The organism is Streptomyces sp. NPDC088157 (genome assembly GCF_044741545.1).
Lineage (GTDB): Bacteria > Actinomycetota > Actinomycetes > Streptomycetales > Streptomycetaceae > Streptomyces.
Window position 1 is genome coordinate 303777 of the sequence record NZ_JBIUSU010000002.1, and the last position, 17454, is coordinate 321230.

15 protein-coding genes and 1 riboswitch are annotated in these 17454 nt (G+C 70.2%); of the genes, 6 read left to right on the forward strand and 9 right to left on the reverse strand.

What is annotated here, in order from left to right; genetic code table 11:
- Positions 1–117: 117 nt before the first annotated feature.
- Positions 118–1356 carry an alpha/beta hydrolase gene (locus tag ACIPFH_RS07720; protein ID WP_401824186.1) on the forward strand — a complete coding sequence of 413 codons (1239 nt, stop codon included), beginning with the start codon at positions 118–120 and terminating at the stop codon, positions 1354–1356.
- Here the strand turns inward: ACIPFH_RS07720 and ACIPFH_RS07725 are convergent.
- The 9 genes from ACIPFH_RS07725 to ACIPFH_RS07765 form a co-directional block, all read right to left on the reverse strand.
- On the reverse strand, positions 1265–1921 hold the full coding sequence (locus ACIPFH_RS07725; protein ID WP_401824188.1) for a trimeric intracellular cation channel family protein: 657 nt from the start codon (positions 1919–1921) through the stop codon (positions 1265–1267). The genes ACIPFH_RS07720 and ACIPFH_RS07725 overlap by 92 nt on opposite strands.
- Positions 1922–1984: 63 nt before the next feature.
- Positions 1985–3337: an ABC transporter ATP-binding protein gene (locus tag ACIPFH_RS07730; RefSeq protein ID WP_401824190.1), complete on the reverse strand. Its 1353-nt coding sequence runs from the start codon at positions 3335–3337 to the stop codon at positions 1985–1987.
- Complete coding sequence (locus tag ACIPFH_RS07735) at positions 3334–4431, reverse strand: ABC transporter ATP-binding protein (protein WP_383469387.1); 1098 nt, start codon at positions 4429–4431, stop codon at positions 3334–3336. Before ACIPFH_RS07735 ends, ACIPFH_RS07730 begins: the two co-directional genes overlap by 4 nt.
- Entirely contained in the window at positions 4428–5426 is a 999-nt protein-coding gene (locus ACIPFH_RS07740) for an ABC transporter permease (RefSeq protein ID WP_356255040.1), read from the reverse strand. The genes ACIPFH_RS07735 and ACIPFH_RS07740 overlap by 4 nt, the downstream gene beginning before the upstream one ends.
- 143 nt (positions 5427–5569) lie before the next feature.
- Complete coding sequence (locus ACIPFH_RS07745; RefSeq protein ID WP_401824192.1) at positions 5570–7369, reverse strand: ABC transporter substrate-binding protein; 1800 nt, start codon at positions 7367–7369, stop codon at positions 5570–5572.
- Between the two features lie 119 nt (positions 7370–7488).
- Positions 7489–8496: an ABC transporter permease gene (locus tag ACIPFH_RS07750; RefSeq protein ID WP_314218956.1), complete on the reverse strand. Its 1008-nt coding sequence runs from the start codon at positions 8494–8496 to the stop codon at positions 7489–7491.
- A gap of 313 nt (positions 8497–8809) precedes the next feature.
- Positions 8810–9604, reverse strand: a complete 795-nt coding sequence (locus tag ACIPFH_RS07755; RefSeq protein WP_401824194.1) for an enhanced serine sensitivity protein SseB C-terminal domain-containing protein — start codon at positions 9602–9604, stop codon at positions 8810–8812.
- Positions 9605–9763: 159 nt separating this feature from the next.
- On the reverse strand, positions 9764–10570 hold the full coding sequence (locus ACIPFH_RS07760; RefSeq protein WP_401824196.1) for an enhanced serine sensitivity protein SseB: 807 nt from the start codon (positions 10568–10570) through the stop codon (positions 9764–9766).
- A 78-nt stretch (positions 10571–10648) separates the two neighbouring features.
- Positions 10649–11332 (reverse strand): AAA family ATPase, encoded by a 684-nt coding sequence (locus ACIPFH_RS07765; protein ID WP_401824197.1) that lies wholly within the window; start codon positions 11330–11332, stop codon positions 10649–10651.
- A 176-nt stretch (positions 11333–11508) separates the two neighbouring features.
- Positions 11509–11609: riboswitch (glycine riboswitch) on the forward strand.
- 198 nt (positions 11610–11807) lie between these two features.
- Here ACIPFH_RS07765 and gcvT point away from each other — a divergent pair.
- From gcvT to ACIPFH_RS07790, 5 genes are all read left to right on the forward strand, one after another.
- A complete protein-coding gene (gene gcvT / locus ACIPFH_RS07770; protein ID WP_401824199.1) occupies positions 11808–12950 on the forward strand; it encodes a glycine cleavage system aminomethyltransferase GcvT in 1143 nt (380 codons plus the stop codon).
- Between the two features lie 118 nt (positions 12951–13068).
- A complete protein-coding gene (gene gcvH, locus ACIPFH_RS07775) occupies positions 13069–13446 on the forward strand; it encodes a glycine cleavage system protein GcvH (RefSeq protein WP_171399556.1) in 378 nt (125 codons plus the stop codon).
- Between the two features lie 14 nt (positions 13447–13460).
- A complete protein-coding gene (glyA, locus tag ACIPFH_RS07780) occupies positions 13461–14738 on the forward strand; it encodes a serine hydroxymethyltransferase (RefSeq protein ID WP_356250605.1) in 1278 nt (425 codons plus the stop codon).
- A 77-nt stretch (positions 14739–14815) separates the two neighbouring features.
- Complete coding sequence (locus tag ACIPFH_RS07785) at positions 14816–16183, forward strand: L-serine ammonia-lyase (RefSeq protein ID WP_356250607.1); 1368 nt, start codon at positions 14816–14818, stop codon at positions 16181–16183.
- Positions 16184–16893: 710 nt separating this feature from the next.
- Positions 16894–17436, forward strand: coding sequence for an MOSC domain-containing protein (locus ACIPFH_RS07790; protein ID WP_401824202.1), 543 nt, complete (start codon positions 16894–16896; stop codon positions 17434–17436).
- Positions 17437–17454: the final 18 nt, after the last annotated feature.

Here is a 17454-nt window from a genome sequence, read left to right on the forward strand (position 1 = left end):
GGCCGGATGAACGCACAGCGCTCGTCCATGACCGGAACGAGTGAGCGGTCAGCAATTTCTTGGTAAGTGTCCGAACTCGTCCGTAACCTCGACGCCCGGTTTCCCCTCTGCAAAGACATGAGCCTCACCGGGACTCCGTTCCTCTACACCCTGATCGCGCTGTCCGTCGTCGCCGTCGCGCTGCCGCTGCTGATGTGGTCGCGGCTGCGCGGGCCTCGGGTCCTGCGCGCCACGGCCCGGGTGATGATGCTGCTGTTCGCCCAGGGCACGGCCGTGGCCCTGGTCTTCGTCATGGTCAACAACTCCAACGGCCTGTACGACACCTGGGACGACCTGCTGGGCACCGGCAGTCATGTGCAACAGGCCGCCGATCTGGGCGCCGACGGCACCGGCGGCATCGCGCTGGACCGGCTGCCCAGGGTCCGGCAGGAGTTCACGCAGGCCGAGGGACCGGCCATGCACGCGGCCGGCGGGGTACGCGTCACCCAGCTCAAGGGCCAGGTCTCGGGCGTCAACGCCGAGGTCTACGTCTGGCTGCCCCCGCAGTACGACGAGCCCGCCTACGCCCGCCGCGCCTTCCCCGTGGTGGAGCTGCTGCCGGGCTACCCGGGCTCCGCGAAGTCCTGGTACGGGACCCTGCGGGTGCACGAGCAGCTGGCGCCGCTGATGCGCGCGGGCAAGGTGGCACCGTTCATCCTGGTCGCCCCGCGCACCACGCTGCTGCCGGGCGTGGACACCGGCTGCGCCAACGTCCCGGGCACCGTCAACGCCGACAGCTGGCTCAGCATCGACGTGCCGAAGATGGTCAGGGACAACTTCCGGGTCCAGCCCGCGCCCGGGGGATGGGCGGTCGCCGGGTACTCGGCGGGGGCGCACTGCGCGACCAAGCTCGCCATCGCCCACCCCGACCGCTACCGGGCGGCGGTGAGCCTGTCCGGATACAGCGACCCGATCAGCGAACCCGACTCCCTCGCCGCGCAGAGCCCCGCCCTGCGCCGGGCCAACAACCCCTATCTGCTGCTGCGGAAGGCCGCCGTACCGCCCCCCGTGGCCCTCTACCTCTCCGGCCAGCCGAAGGACGGCTACGAGGCCGCCCTGGCCCTCCGCCAGGAGGCGAAGGCGCCGACGACCGTGCACGTCGTCTACATCCCGAGCGGCGCGGGCGGGCACACCATGGGGCTGTGGCGGCCGCAGGTCGTGCCGGCGTTCCGCTGGCTGACGACACAGCTGGACCAGCACCGGATCATGGGCGGCGGAAAGTCGACTACTCCTCGCGCACCGTCGAGCGCCGGTTCCAAGCGCGCGGCGCTCGCCAGTGGAACCGCATCGCGAGAAGCCGCAGCGCGAAAGCGGTGACCGCGGCCGAGCCGCTGGCCAGCGGGGTGAGCATGTCGTAGCGGATGCAGAGCACCACCATGGTGGCGCCGACGATCGCCGGGACCGCGTAGAGGTCACGGTCCCAGCGCAGCAGCGAGGGCACCTCGTTGGCCAGCACGTCACGCAGCACACCGCCGCCGACGGCGGTGGCCAGCCCCAGCGCGGCCGACGCGGTGAGGCCGAGACCGTAGTCGTAGGCCTTCGTCGTGCCCGTGACGCAGAACAGGCCGAGGCCGGCCGCGTCGAAGACGTTGACGCCCTGCTGGATGCGCTCCACCTGCGGGTGCAGGAAGACGACCAGGAGGGCGGCCAGCAGCGGGGTCAGGAAGTACCCCAGGTCCGTGAAGGCGGCCGGGGGCACGGCCCCGATGACCAGGTCGCGGAACACCCCGCCGCCCAGCGCGGTGACCTCGGCGAGCATGGCGATGCCGAACACGTCGAAGTTCTTGCGGACGGCCAGCAGCGCGCCCGAGATGGCGAAGACGAAAATGCCGATCAGGTCGAGCGTGTGCTGGACGGAGGGGCTGAAGATTTGCTGGAGCACCCCTACATTCTCACCCAGCACGAAGCCCCCGCCTTACATTGCAAGGCGGGGGCTCGGTGTTACTTACTTCTCCTTGGCTGGAGCGTCGCCTCCGGCGTCGTCCCCGGAAGCCTCCGGAGCGGCCTCACCGGCCGGCTCGGCGTCCCCTTCGGCTTCGGCCGGCTCGGCAGCCACGGCCGACTCGGCAGCCTCCGCGTTCCCGGCCGCCTCGGTGGCCGCTTCCGCCGCCACCTCCGCCGCCACGGCCGCCGACGTCTCCGCCGACTCCGCGAGCACCTCGTCGGCCACCAGCTCCGCCGCCTCCTTCGCGACGGTCAGCAGGACGGTGTCCTGCGGGGCCTGGTCCGCGAAGTTCTCCGGGTGGTGGCAGGCGACCTGCTGGCCGGGCCGCAGCTCGACGAGCGCCGGCTCCTTGGTCGTGCAGATCTGCGTCGCCTTCCAGCACCGGGTGTGGAAGCGGCAGCCGCTCGGCGGCGAGATCGGCGAGGGCACGTCGCCCTTGAGCAGGATCCGCTCGCTCTTGGCGTTCTTGCGCCGCGGGTCCGGGATCGGCACCGCCGACATCAGCGCCTTGGTGTACGGGTGCATCGGCGACTTGTAGAGCAGGTCGCGGTCGGCCAGCTCCACGATCTTGCCGAGGTACATCACCGCGATGCGGTCCGAGACGTGCCGGACGACCGAGAGGTCGTGCGCGATGATCACGTACGTGAGGCCGAGCTCCTGCTGGAGGTCGTCGAGCAGGTTGACGACCTGGGCCTGGATCGACACGTCCAGGGCCGAGACCGGCTCGTCCGCCACGACCAGCCTCGGGTTGAGCGCGAGCGCGCGGGCGATGCCGATGCGCTGACGCTGACCGCCGGAGAACTCGTGCGGGTAGCGGTTGTAGTGCTCGGGGTTGAGACCCACGACCGACAGCAGCCGCTGCACTTCCTTCTTGATGCCGCCCTCGGGCTCGACGCCCTGGAGCTTGAAGGGAGCGCCGACGATCGTGCCGATGGTGTGACGCGGGTTCAGCGACGAGTACGGGTCCTGGAAGATCATCTGCACATCGCGGCGCAGCGGACGCATGCCGCTCACTCCGAGGTGCGTGATGTCCTTGCCCTGGAACTCGACCTTGCCCGCGGTCGGTTCGAGCAGCCGGGTGATCAGCCGGCCCATCGTGGACTTGCCGCAGCCGGACTCGCCCACTACGCCGAGCGTTTCGCCGGAGCGGACCTCGAAGTCGATGCCGTCGACCGCGTGCACCGCCCCGACCTGCCGCTGGAGCAGGCCCTTCTTGATCGGGAAGTGCTTCTGGAGCCCGGTCACCTTCAACAGGACCTCGCCGGGGGCGGCGTCCTTGGTGAGGGTCGCGCCCTCCGCCGTCGGGCCGTCGGCCTGCGCGGGGATCTTCACCGCTTTCTCGTCGTCACTCACAGCTTCGGCGCAATCTCTTCGGTCCAGATACGCTCCCGCTGCTCCGTGCCCAGGTGGCAGGCGGCCCAGTGGCGGCTGCCGACCTCGGCCAGCTCGGGCCGGACGGTGCGGGTGACGTTGTCCTTCGGGAGGTCCGCGTACGGGCAGCGCGGGTTGAAGGCGCAGCCGGACGGGATGTTGATCAGCGAGGGCGGGGAGCCCTTGACCGGGATCAGGCGCTCCTGCTGCTCACGGTCCAGACGCGGCATCGAGCCGAGCAGACCCCAGGTGTAGGGGTGCCGGGGCTCGTAGAACACCTTGTCGGCCGGGCCCCGCTCGACGCAGCGGCCGCCGTACATCACCAGGATGTCGTCGGCCAGTTCGGCGACCACGCCCAGGTCGTGGGTGATGACGATGACCGCGGAGCCGAACTCCTTCTGGAGGTCGCGGATGAGGTCGAGGATCTGTGCCTGGACGGTCACGTCCAGGGCGGTCGTCGGCTCGTCCGCGATCAGCAGCTCGGGGTTGTTGACCAGCGACATCGCGATCATCGCGCGCTGACGCATACCGCCGGAGAACTCGTGCGGGTAGCTGTCCACCCGCTTGTCCGGCTGCGGGATGCCCACCCGGTCGAGCATCTCGACCGCGCGGCGCTTGGCGGTCTTCTTGCTGACGTCGTGGTGGATCCGGTACGCCTCCACGATCTGCTGACCGATCGTGTAGTACGGGTGCAGCGCCGACAGCGGATCCTGGAAGATCATCGCCATCTCGCGGCCGCGCAGCTTGCGCACGTGGTCCGGGTCGGCGGACAGCAGCTCCGTGCCGTCCAGCCAGATCTCGCCGGAGATCTGCGCCTTGCGCTTGCCGTACTGGCCGGCGGTGTGCAGGCCCATGATGCCGAGCGAGGTGACCGACTTGCCGGAGCCGGACTCGCCCACGATGCCGAGGGTCTTGCCCTTCTCCAGCTGGAAGCTGAGCCCGTCGACGGACTTGACCAGACCGTCGTCGGTCGGGAAGTGCACCTTGAGGTCGCGCACTTCGAGGAAGGCGGTCGGCGCGGGCGAGGCGGGGGTGGGCTCGCCCACGGCCGCTCCGCTCTTGCTGAGTTCGGTCATGCGAGCCTCACTCGGGGGTCGATCACGGCGTACAGGATGTCCACCACGAGGTTGGCGACGAGCACCGCGAGAGAAGTGATCAGGGTGACGCCCAGGATGATGGGCAGGTCCTGGTTCTTGATGGCGTTGAGCACCGCCTGGCCGAGGCCGGGCAGGTTGAACGCCGTCTCGGTCAGGATCGCACCTCCGATGAGGGCTCCCAGGTCCATGCCGAGCATGGTCAGCAGCGGCGTCATCGTGGAGCGCATGGCGTGCTTGCCGATGACGGTGTGCTCCTTGAGGCCCTTGGCGCGGGCGGTGCGGATGTAGTCCTCGCCGAGGATCTCCAGCATGGTGGCCCGGGTGATGCGCGCGTACATCGCCGCGTAGAGGAAGGCGAGGGTGACCCAGGGCAGGATCATCCCGCCGAACCAGCCGCTGAGACTGTCCTCCAGCGGCACGAACTGACCGTCGAACAGGTCCAGTCCGTACACGAAGATCGACAGGGCGACCATGCCGGTGAAGTAGATCGGGAGGGAGACGCCCGAGAGCGCGATCACCATCGCGCCGCGGTCCCACAGGCTGCCCCGCTTGAGCGCGGAGAGCACGCCGGCCGAGACACCGACGATCAGCCAGAGCACCGCGGCACCGAGCGCCAGCGCCAGGGTCACCGGGAAGCGGTCGGTCAGCACCGGCCAGACGGCCTGCTCGCTGCGGAAGGAATAGCCGAAGCACGGCGCGGCGCAGTGGATGGAATCGCCACCGCCCGTGTAGGTACGGCCGGCGAAGATGCCCTTGAAGAACTCCCAGACCTGGGCGTAGATCGGGTCGCCCAGGCCCAGCTTCTCGCGCACACCCTCGACGGCGGCAGGGTCGGCCTGCTTGCCCACGAAGCTCAAGGCGATGTCTACGCCAGCCCACTTGGGGATGAGGAAGAAGATGCCGAAGACCACCATGACGATGACCACGAGCATCACTACGGCGGCAAACAACCGCCTGATGAGGTAAGCGAGCACAGCTCTCGGCCCGCCGCGGACCGCGGGCCACCGGAGGTCTCCCCCACTGCCTTGTGGGCGTGGGAGGGGCTCCCCAGGTGGCCCGCGGATCCGCCGCGCCGGCCTTCACCTGCCTTTCGTGCCGTTCGGCGGGTGTGCCGGGACTACTTCTTCGGGTTCTTCAGACCGAGGTTGACGAAGTCGTACTGACCGCTGTAACCGTCGGTGGTGTAGACGTTCGCCAGGTTGTCCGAGCGCCAGTTGAGGAACCGCTCGAAGACGAAGGGCAGGTAGTACGCGCCCTCCATCACCTTGTGGTTGATCTCCGTGGCGATCTTGGTCTTGCCGGCGTCGTCCAGCGTGGTGACGTACGACGAGAACAGGCCGTCGATCGTCTTGTCGTTGATGAGCGCGTAGTTGTTGTTACCGCTCTCCGAGATGTACTTGCTGTTCCACAGCGGCAGACCGAAGCCCTGGACGGACGGGAAGTCCGGACCCCAGCCCATGATGATGATGCCGTAGCCCTTCTTCTTCACGTTCGAAGGGCTGCCGATGATGCCGGCGGTCTGGGAGCCGTCGTACTGGTCGATCTCGGCGGTGATGCCGATCTTCTTCAGCGACGCCTGGAGGGACTGGGCGGTGGCCACCTCGACCGGCTTGTTGTTGCGGACCGCGATGGTGGTCTTGAAGCCGTTCGGCTGACCGCAGGCCTTCAGGGCCTCCTTGGCCTTGGCCTCGTTGCCGCTCTTGTTGGCGCCGGAGATCTCGTACGGGTCGTACTTCTGGCCCTCGGCACCCGGGACGGACGGCGGCAGCATGTTGGTGCCGATGTCACCACCGGCGACCGGACCACCGCGGGCGGTCTGGAGCGACACGTGGTCGGCGCCGAGGATGACGGCCTTGCGGCACTCGATGTTGTTGAACGGCGCGACGCTCTGCGGGAAGACCGCGTAGCGGACGTAGCCGGTGACCGGGTTGTCCAGGTTGCCCTTGTGCTGCTTCAGGGCGGTGGTGCGGCCCTGCGGCGACATGCCGGTCTGGTTCAGGTCGAGGTCCAGGTCACCGCTGATCAGACGCTGGTCGAGCTGGTTGGCGTCCGAGAAGAACTGGATGGTGATCTGGTCCGGGTAGGCCTTGCGGATCGGGTCCGAGGCCTGCTTCCAGTTGGTGTTGCGGACCAGCTTGAGGTCCTTGCCCGGGCTGTAGGACGCGAACTTGTACGGGCCCGAGGAGAACGGCTTCAGGCCGTACTTGGACTTGGTGTCCATGTCCTGGCGGACCGGCGAGGCCGAGACCAGGGCCAGCATCTCCTCGAAGTCCGAGTTGGCCTGCGGGAGGTGGAACACGATGGTCTTGTCGTCGGGCGTGTCGATCGCCTTCAGACCCAGCTTGTCCGCGGACGTGTCCTTGTAGGGACCCTTGTATTCGCCCTTCGGGTCCAGCACGTCCTTCAGGTACGTCGGACCGCCGGACAGCACGTCCTGCGCCCACACGCGCTCGATGCCGTACTTCACGTCCTTGGACGTGATCGGCTTGCCGTCCTCCCACGTGACGCCGTCACGCAGGGTGTACGTGTAGGTCTTGCCGTCGTCCGTGACCTTGGCGGTCTCGGTGGCGAGGTCCGGAGTGACCTCGGCGCCCGCGGCGCCCGGCTCGGCCTTGTTCGTGACGAGCTGGCGGCTGTAGTAGCGGGCGAAGTTCCACATCATGCCGTAGTAGCCACGCGTGGTGTCCCACGAGTCGGCGTCCTGCGCGGCACCGAACTTCAGCGTGCCGCCCTTCTTGGCGGCGGAGGCCTGGGCGACCTTGTTGTTCGCGGCGTCGAAGCCGGCGGCGCCGGAGCTCGAGCCCTTGTCGCCGTCATCTCCACCGCCGCCGCACGCCGCCGTGGTCAGCAGCGCGGCGACCGCGGCAGCAGCGGCAAACGCCTGCTTCCGCCGCCCTGAGGTGCGTTGGGTAGTCACGATCTCGGATCCTCCGGATAGATGAGAGATACCCCGTGTGAAGACCACGGGACGGTTGGGGCGCCGTGTGTTCGGCGGTTCTGCGGCTCGCTGTTGTCGCGGATCCCCGACGGGGCGGATCAGCGGGAGGCCTTCGGGTCCAGGGCGTCCCGAACGCCGTCGCCGAAGAGGTTGAAGGCCAGCACGGTGATGAAGATCGCCACACCCGGGACCACCATGTACATGGGGTCCGACTCGTAGTAGTCGATCGCGCTCGAGAGCATCTGCCCCCACGAGGCGGTGGGCGGCTTGACGCCGACGCCCAGGAAGCTGAGCGCCGCCTCGGTGAGGATGTTGGTGGGGATCATCATCGTCGTGTACACGACGATCGGGGCGACCAGGTTGGGCAGCAGTTCCTTGAACAGGATGTACAGCCGCCCCGCGCCCAGCGACCGGGCGGCCTCGACGTACTCGCGCTCACGCAGCGAGAGCGTCTGGCCGCGCACCACGCGTCCGATGTAGGGCCAGCCGAAGAAGCCGATGACCAGGATCATCACGAAGACACGCACGCTCGAACCGGAGAGCCCGAGCAGGTCGTTCGGCATGACGGAGACCAGCGCGATGATGAAGAGCAGCTGCGGGAAGGCGAGCAGACCGTCCATCACCCGGCTGATGAGGGAGTCGACCCAGCCGCCGAAGAAGCCGGCGAGGATGCCCAGCACCGTTCCGAGGATCACCGCGACCACGGCCGACAGGAAGCCGACCAGCAGGGAGATCCGGGCACCGTAGAGGATGCGGGCGAAGATGTCGCGGCCGTTGACCGGCTCGACGCCGAGCAGGTGGTCGCCGCTCACGCCGCCCAGGGAGCCCGTCGGCGTACCGAAGAGCGGGTCGATGAGGCTCTCGTGGTACTCGTTCGGGTCCTGCCCGAGAAGTCCGGTGATGACCGGCGCGAGAAGCGCGACCACCACCAGGACGAGCACCACCACGCCGCCCGTCAGGGCGAGCTTGTCCCGCTTGAGGCGCTCCCAGGCGATCCGGCCCAGGGAACGGCCCTGAACGGCCTTGGCGCCGCTGGTGGCGACCGACGCTTCCTCGGCCGCGCTCGGGGCCGCTTCCGCGGTCGGCTCGTGCAATGGTGCCGTCATCTGGCAGGGACCCCTCTCAACCGGCGGTAGCCGGCCCGCACTTGCCGCTGTAGCGGCGTGATCAGTCCGTAATACGCAGGGGATAAGTCCCCTGACGCCGGAGTCTTCAACGGTTTGGCGATCTGTAGCCAGACTTGGCAGTGAATGGATGCGTAAACGTGATCCGGGTAGTGGGGTTCCGTTATCCGGACGGCGGGTAACGGCCCCCGGACAGGGGTTAATTGGGACAGATCAGAAAAAATCCGGACCAATCGTCGCCATCTACGCGCGAAGACATCCGGCCCTCACCTCACGGTGGGACCGGCGCCGGGTGTCAGTAACGTCCGGTGGGCGGATAGCCGTAGCCGCCGGCGGGAGCCGGGGCCGGGGCGGGGGCGTGGGCCTCGCGGTCGTAGAAGGGCCGGGCGGTCGCGCGCATCCACATCACGACGGGGTCGTACTCGTCGGTCATGGCGACCGTCGACACCGGCAGCCCGTCCGGCACGGCGCCGATGGACTGCTGCATCATCGCCCGTACGGCGTCCACGGCCGGCGGGGAGGAGTCGTACACGTCGAGTCCGATGGCCAGATAGGGCGCGCCCAGCGCCGGCTGCACCCAGGCGCGGCGCAACGCGCGGACCGCCGGGGTGCGATGGGCGTTCTGGGCGAGCAGGGCGTAGAACTGCGGGATCTCGATGCCGGGCTCGGACAGCCGCAGCGGCCCCGCGGGCTGGCGCTCCAGCCCGGTGGCGATGCGGCGCAGATCCAGCCACGGGATGCCGACGCCGCCACCGGGGGCGTGCGGGTTCAGCCAGAGGCCGTAGTGGTCGGGGTAGAGGGTGCGGGCCACGTCCAGTCCGTCGACCACCTCGTACGACCTGTTCCAGCCGCTCGCGCTGAGCTCCTGGGCGGAGGTGACGCAGGGGGCGTAGCCGTGCCCGTCGACCTCCATGTTTCCGTACTGGGCGTCCGGGGAGCCGGCCTGGCCGTGCCACAGCAGCATCCAGACCTGTCCGGAGGAGGGGGTCGCGAGCGCGCGCAGGAGCGCCTCGTAGGCGTCGTAGCGCCCGGGCGTGACCTGGCGCAGCATGTGCTCGACCTGACCGGTCGCGATGCCGCTGGCGCTCACCTGTACCGCCCCTTCATTTCTGTTGCCCCGCGTCGGAGTCCAGCTTAAGCGCCCAAGGCGTCGGGGGTCGTGGTGCGTTGGCGGGTGCGGATCCGTCGTGGCCCGTCGCGCCCGCGGCGGGGCCGCGGAGGAACCCGGCCCCACGCCCCCCGGGTGGGTTCACTGGTCCCTTGTGTAGAAGGGGCGGACCCTTTCCCGCATCCAGTCGCCCACCGGGTCCTGGGCCACGTCCAGGAGCACCAGGTTGACCGGCCAGGGCGCGTCCGCCCTGGTCAGAGCCCTGCCCAGGGCCTCCAGGGGAAGGGCGCGCAGGTCGCCCTCCCACTGGGAGAGTTCCACGCCCACGAACATCACCGGGTCCGCCGTCTCAATGGCGGCCAGGCAGCGGCGGGCCGTGCGGATCACGCCCGTGGCCTCGAACTCCGCCGAGGCCGCGGCCAGGAAGTCCATCGGGTCGTCCTGCCAGTCGGGCTCGTACAGCCGGACCCGGCCGCCGGCGGCGGCGCCGTCCAGCGGGGTGCGGCCCGCCCGGCAGAGCTCGGCCACGGCGGGCGGGGGCAACGGGACGCCGACCACCCCGTCCGGGTTCACCAGGATGCCCACCTGCGGGGGCAGCCCCCGGGCGAACTCCACGGCCGGCGCGATCGTGTACGACATGTGCGCGCCGACGACCTGCCGGAACTGTTCCTCGGAGCTGAAGACCGGCACGTAGACCTGGCCGCCGAGCTCCATCGTGGGCAGGTCCAGGGGGCCGCTGTGCGGGCCGCCGCCCCCGGGCAGCGGCACCCAGACGAAGCTGCGCCCGAGCACCTCGACGATCCGGCCGCCGGCTCCCGGCATGCCGAGGGAGACGGAGAGCACCTCCTCCAGCTCGTTGCCGGGCCATCCGCCGTGCGGATGGTGGTGCGCCTGCGCCGGAAAGTCCGCGGAGAAGTCCGTCGGGAAGTTCGCCGGGGGGAAATCCATCTGCCTACCGCCTGCTGAGAACCGCTCACTCTGGTGTGGCTGAAAGGCTAGCGGGTGCCGGGGGCGGCACCCGAGCCCTCAGCCCGTGAATCCGATGCGGCGCAGCGCGTCGGCCGCCTCGCGGTCCAGCAGCACCGCCGAGCCGCAGCCGTCGGGCAGCCGGCCCTTCTCCACCGAGCGCACCAGCCGGGCGGCGGCGTGACGGTGGCGCAGGAACGCGTACCGGGAGACGCCCCGGCCGCGCTCGCGCTGCCCCTCCAGCGCCGTGTCGGCGCCGACGTCCAGCAGCAGCAGGTGGAGGGTGCCGCCGCGGCGGCGGGCCTCGCGGGCCAGCCAGTCCCGCACCCAGGCCTGCGTACCGCAGTCGTGCACGACGACGCCCGCGCCGCTGCTTAGAGCGGCGCGCAGTCCGGCGTAGTGGGCGAGGCGGACGAGGGGGCGGTAGAGGCCGTAGGGCAGGAAGCGGGGGGCGCGGGCGTCCCAGCGGTCCCGGGTGTCCTGGGAGTCGACGCGCAGGCCCTGGACGGTCCGCCGCATGAGCGTGGACTTGCCGCTGCCGGGCAGGCCGGTGACCACCACCAGGTCACGGGGGCCGAAGAGCAGGCCGTGCGGGCTGCGGCCGGCCCGCTCGCGCAGGTCGCGGACGACGGGCGCCGGCCGCGCGCCGCACGCCCCCCGGGCCGGGGCGCCGGGCTGCGCGGGCAGCGCGATTCCCGAGCCGGTCGCGAATGCCCTGGACCTCGCCGTGGTCGTCCTGTTCACCGTGATCGTCCTCCCCTGGGGTCAGGTGGTCCCATCCCCATCGAGCGTAAAGAGAAGGTAATGCGCTCTGTCCAGTGTTTTCGTACGCGTACCGACACAGGCCGGTTACAGATGCGGCCTGCCGGGATCGGGGGGAGCCGTGCAATGATGGCCGCGCCAACTGCATACCGGCCGTTTGAATCCGCGCGGGAGAGTCCTCAGCAGCAGCTTCGCTGGGGCGCCGAAGGAGCAAGTCCCTCCCTTGAATCTCTCAGGCCCCCGTTACCGCGCGGGCGAGGCACATCTGAAAAGCGGGCCGCTGTCTCCAGTGGCCCCACCCAAGGTGCAAGTCATGAGCGATCCCGTCGCGGGCGTCATGGCGAACCTCTCAGGTTCCGATGACAGATGGGGAGGAACGACCTCGCCTTCCCCCGTGCCCGCATGCCCTGCGTCGCTCGCACGGGGGGATCCCGTCGCCTTGGGAGACGAACGCCCGATGAGCAGTACCGACCCCGCATCCGTCCCGCCCGCCGAGCAGCGCCACACCGCCCTCGACGCCGTGCATCGTGCGCTCGGCGCCACGATGACCGACTTCGCCGGCTGGGACATGCCGCTGCGCTACGGCTCCGAGCGCGACGAGCACCACGCCGTCCGCACCCGGGCCGGGCTCTTCGACCTCTCGCACATGGGCGAGATCACCGTCGCCGGCCCGCAGGCCGCCGCCCTCCTCGACTTCGCCCTGGTGGGCAACATCGGGGCGGTCAAGGCAGGCCGCGCCCGCTACACGATGATCTGCCGGGCGGACGGCGGCATCCTGGACGACCTGATCGTCTACCGGTTGGCCGAGACCGAGTTCATGGTGGTGGCCAACGCCTCGAACGCGCAGGTCGTGCTGGACGCGCTGACCGAGCGCGCCGGGGACTTCGACGCCGAGGTCCGCGACGACCGCGACGCCTACGCGCTGATCGCCGTGCAGGGCCCCGAGTCCCCCGGCATCCTCGCGGCCCTCACCGACGCCGACCTCGACGGCCTGAAGTACTACGCCGGCCTGCCCGGCACCGTCGCCGGCGTCCCCGCGCTGATCGCGCGCACCGGCTACACCGGCGAGGACGGCTTCGAGCTGTTCGTGCGGCCGGAGCACGCCGTCGAGCTGTGGCAGTCGCTGACCAAGGCCGGCGAGGGCGCCGGCCTGGTCCCCTGCGGCCTGTCCTGCCGGGACACCCTGCGCCTGGAAGCGGGCATGCCGCTGTACGGGCACGAGCTGAGCACCTCCCTCACCCCCTTCGACGCGGGACTCGGCCGGGTGGTGAAGTTCGACAAGGACGGCGACTTCGTCGGCCGTACGGCGCTGGAGGCGGCCGCCGGGCGGGCCGCCGAGCAGCCCCCGCGCGTCCTCGTCGGCCTGGTCGCCGAGGGCCGCCGGGTGCCGCGTGCCGGGTACGCGGTCGTCGCCGGCGGCGAGGTGATCGGCGAGGTCACCTCCGGCGCCCCTTCCCCCACCCTCGGCAGGCCGATCGCGATGGCGTACGTCGACGCCGCCCACGCGGCGCCCGGAACGGCCGGTGTCGGCGTGGACATCCGGGGCAGCCACGAGCCGTACGAGGTCGTGGCGCTGCCGTTCTACAAGCGCCGGAAGTAGACACTGGGCGCGTCGACGCCCGCACGCGCGTGACCCTGCGCACATTTCCGCTGTTCACGCGCGCCTCCAGCAGTCCCCCATTCACCAGCACTCCCCCGCGTACAGGAGAATTCAGGCCATGAGCAACCCCCAGCAGCTGCGCTACAGCAAGGAGCACGAGTGGCTGTCGGTCGCCGAGGACGGCGTCTCGACGGTCGGCATCACGGAGCACGCGGCCAACGCGCTCGGCGACGTGGTCTTCGTCCAGCTCCCGGAGGTCGGTGACACGGTGACCGCGGGCGAGACCTGCGGCGAGCTGGAGTCGACCAAGTCGGTCAGTGAGCTGTACGCGCCGGTGTCCGGCGAGATCGTCGAGGTCAACCAGGACGTCGTCGACGACCCGGCGCTGGTGAACTCCGCCCCCTTCGAGGGCGGATGGCTGTTCAAGGTACGCACGGCGGGCGAGCAGGACGATCTGCTCACCGCCGACGAGTACACCGCCTACACCGCCGGCTGAGGAGTCGTAGACGCATGTCCGTCCTGAACACGCCCCTGCACGAGCTCGACCCGGAGATCGCCGCCGCGGTCGACGCCGAGCTGAACCGCCAGCAGTCCACGCTCGAGATGATCGCCTCGGAGAACTTCGCTCCGCTCGCGGTGATGGAGGCGCAGGGCTCGGTCCTGACCAACAAGTACGCCGAGGGCTACCCGGGCCGCCGCTACTACGGCGGCTGCGAGCACGTCGACGTGGCCGAGCAGATCGCGATCGACCGGATCAAGGAGCTGTTCGGCGCCGAGTACGCCAACGTCCAGCCCCACTCGGGCGCCTCCGCCAACCAGGCCGCCCTGTTCGCGCTGGCCCAGCCCGGCGACACGATCCTCGGCCTGGACCTGGCACACGGCGGCCACCTGACCCACGGCATGCGGCTGAACTTCTCCGGCAAGCAGTTCAACGTGGTCGCGTACCACGTGGACGACGCCGGTCTGGTCGACATGGCCGAGGTCGAGCGGCTCGCCAAGGAGCACCGCCCGAAGGTGATCATCGCGGGCTGGTCGGCGTACCCGCGGCAGCTGGACTTCGCCGAGTTCCGCCGGATCGCGGACGAGGTCGAGGCCTTCCTGTGGGTCGACATGGCGCACTTCGCGGGTCTGGTCGCGGCCGGTCTCCACCCGAACCCGGTGGAGTACGCCGACGTCGTCACGTCGACCACCCACAAGACGCTGGGCGGCCCCCGCGGCGGCATCATCCTCGCGAAGAAGGAGTTCGCGAAGAAGCTGAACTCGTCCGTCTTCCCGGGCTTCCAGGGCGGCCCCCTGGAGCACGTGATCGCGGCCAAGGCGGTCTCCTTCAAGGTCGCCGCGAGCGAGGACTTCAAGGAGCGCCAGGTCCGTACGGTCGAGGGCGCGCGGATCCTCGCCGAGCGACTGACCGCGCCCGACGCCCGCGCGGCCGGGGTGAACGTCCTGTCCGGCGGCACCGACGTGCACCTGATCCTGGTCGACCTGCGCGAGTCCGAGCTGGACGGTCAGCAGGCCGAGGACCGGCTCCACGAGGTCGGCATCACCGTCAACCGCAACGCGGTCCCCAACGACCCGCGGCCGCCGATGGTGACCTCCGGTCTGCGGATCGGCACGCCCGCCCTGGCGACCCGCGGCTTCAGCGCCGAGGACTTCACCGAGGTCGCGGACGTGATCGCCGAGACGCTGAAGGCGCCGTCCCCGTTCGCGGAGGCCGACGCGGCGGCGCTGAAGGCCAGGGTCACGGCCCTGGCGGACAAGCACCCGCTGTACCCCGGTCTGAACGGATAGTTCCCTTTCCCGGGTGCCGCGCACACTGTGAGGTGTGGGCGGCACCCCGCACCACCCTGTAGTGAAGGAGTCCCACCGTGGCCATCTCGGTCTTCGACCTGTTCTCGATCGGTATCGGCCCGTCCAGCTCCCACACGGTCGGCCCGATGCGCGCGGCGCGCATGTTCGCACGGCGGCTGCGCAGCGAGGGTCTGCTGGACTCCGCCGCGTCGGTGCGCTGCGAGCTGTACGGCTCGCTCGGCGCGACCGGCCACGGCCACGGCACGCCGAAGGCGGTCCTGCTCGGCCTGGAGGGATCCTCGCCGCGCACGGTGGACGTGGAGGGCGCGGACGACAGGGTGGAGCAGATCAAGGAATCCGGCCGGCTGCGGCTGCTGGGCTCGCACGAGGTCCCGTTCTCCTTCGACGACGACCTGGTCCTGCACCGCCGCAAGGCGCTCCCGTACCACGCCAACGGCATGACGATATGGGCCCACGACGCGCAGGGCGCCGAGCTGCTGTCGAAGACGTACTACTCGGTCGGCGGCGGCTTCGTCGTGGACGAGGACGCGGTCGGCGCGGACCGCATCAAGCTCGACGACACGGTCCTGAAGTACCCCTTCCGCACGGGCGACGAGCTGCTGCGCCTGGCGAAGGAGACCGGCCTGTCGATCTCCTCGCTGATGCTGGAGAACGAACGTGCCTGGCGCACCGAGGACGAGATCCGGGCCGGGCTGCTGGAGATCTGGCAGGTGATGCGGGCGTGCGTGTCCCGGGGCATGTCCCGCGAGGGCATCCTGCCGGGTGGCCTGCGCGTCCGCCGCAGGGCGGCCATGACGGCGCGTCAACTCCGGGCGGAGGGCGATCCGTTGGCGCTGTCCATGGAGTGGATCACGCTCTACGCGATGGCGGTGAACGAGGAGAACGCGGCCGGCGGCAGGGTGGTGACCGCCCCCACGAACGGCGCGGCCGGCATCATCCCGGCGGTCCTGCACTACTACGTCAACTTCGTGCCCGGAGCCGATGAGGACGGGGTGGTCCGCTTCCTGCTGGCGGCCGGGGCCATCGGCATGCTCTTCAAGGAGAACGCCTCCATCTCCGGCGCCGAGGTCGGCTGCCAAGGCGAGGTCGGCTCGGCCTGCTCGATGGCCGCGGGCGCGCTCGCCGAGGTCCTCGGCGGCTCCCCCGAGCAGGTCGAGAACGCGGCCGAGATCGGCATGGAGCACAACCTCGGCCTGACCTGCGACCCCGTGGGCGGCCTGGTCCAGATCCCTTGCATCGAACGCAACGGCATGGCCGCGGTGAAGGCGGTCACCGCGGCCAAGATGGCCATGCGCGGCGACGGCTCGCACAAGGTGTCCCTGGACAAGGTCATCAAGACCATGAAGGAAACGGGCGCGGACATGAGCGTCAAGTACAAGGAGACGGCCCGCGGCGGGCTGGCGGTGAACATCATCGAGTGCTAGGGGGATGGGGTCCTGACCGGCCCCTGGCACGTCCAGCGGCCGGAGCCCCTGCCGCGCGACCTCCTGGGATGCCTCGGACGAGTCATCGCCGTCGTTCGAACACCGGCCCGGTGAGCAGAACACACGACCCGCGCGCCGGGAGCCAGGTCGCCCGACAGCGCTGCCATCAGGACGGCGGCGACGGGCGCCGCCGGCTCCTGCGGGAACGACTGGATCAGCGCGTGGTCGTCGATGCGGAGAGCCCGTGCCTCCTCCGTGGACTGTGCCTCGGCGAGAAGTGGCGGGTGACGTCGACCGGCACTCCGGTCAACGCGGCCAAGAGCACCCTGTGCCTGACCGACCCGAGCGCCGGCGACCCCGGCGCCGGACGTGGTGGAGTTGGCCGCCGTGTCCGGGCAGAGGCTCGCCGCCCTGACCGTGCCGTCGGTGCCGATCGTCCATTTCTGTGCGGTGGAGGCGGCACTGCAGGTGTTCACCTCGGCCTTCGCGCCCGAGCCGGCCTCTCCTCGGACGCCTACGGCGAGTACGCCGACGCCGCGCTCAGCGACGTCCGCCTCTACCCCACGGCTCTGCCCCCGGCGGACGCGGCGGCACCGGGAGGCACTGTGAGGCTGACCCGGCTCGGCTGACCGCAAGGACGGCCGGCCCCGGTCTCGCCTAGGCTCTGGCCTGCGGTTCACTGGGAGTCGCAGGAGAGGGGGATTCGACGTATGAGTGGGTCGGTCAGCGCCGTCAGCAGGAGTGGTACCTACTCCTTCACCAAGCCCAACCGGGAGAGCGTCACGCTGCTCGCCGGGCTCGGGGTGGCGGGGGACGTGCATGCCGGGGCGACGGTGAAGCACCGGTTCCGGATGCGGAAGGATCCCTCGCAGCCGAATCTGCGGCAGGTGCACCTCATCCACGAGGAGCTGTTCGAAGAGGTGCGGGCGGCCGGGTTCGAGGTGGCCGCAGGGGACCTCGGGGAGAACGTGACGACCCGCGGGATCGACCTGCTCGGGCTGCCCACCGGGACGCTGCTGCGACTCGGTGCGGAGGCCGTGGTCGAGGTCACCGGGCTGCGGAACCCCTGTGCGCAGATCGACGGCTTCCAGAAGGGGCTCATGAAGCAGGTCGTCGGGCAGGGCCCGGACGGCCGGCCGAGCTTCAGGTCCGGGATCATGAGCGTGGTGCTGAGCGGGGGCGTGGTGCGGCCCGGGGACTCGATCGCGGTCGAGCTGCCGGACGGACCGCACCACGCCCTGCGGATCGTCTAGGCGCCGTACAGGGGGGCC

Coding starts and splice junctions, on each gene's coding strand:
- ACIPFH_RS07720 (WP_401824186.1), top strand. CDS start 118: ATGAGCCTCACCGGGACTCCGTTCCTCTACACCCTGATCGCGCTGTCC.
- ACIPFH_RS07735 (WP_383469387.1), bottom strand. CDS start 4,431: ATGACCGAACTCAGCAAGAGCGGAGCGGCCGTGGGCGAGCCCACCCCC.
- ACIPFH_RS07750 (WP_314218956.1), bottom strand. CDS start 8,496: ATGACGGCACCATTGCACGAGCCGACCGCGGAAGCGGCCCCGAGCGCG.
- ACIPFH_RS07760 (WP_401824196.1), bottom strand. CDS start 10,570: ATGGATTTCCCCCCGGCGAACTTCCCGACGGACTTCTCCGCGGACTTT.
- gcvT (WP_401824199.1), top strand. CDS start 11,808: ATGAGCAGTACCGACCCCGCATCCGTCCCGCCCGCCGAGCAGCGCCAC.
- gcvH (WP_171399556.1), top strand. CDS start 13,069: ATGAGCAACCCCCAGCAGCTGCGCTACAGCAAGGAGCACGAGTGGCTG.
- glyA (WP_356250605.1), top strand. CDS start 13,461: ATGTCCGTCCTGAACACGCCCCTGCACGAGCTCGACCCGGAGATCGCC.
- ACIPFH_RS07790 (WP_401824202.1), top strand. CDS start 16,894: ATGAGTGGGTCGGTCAGCGCCGTCAGCAGGAGTGGTACCTACTCCTTC.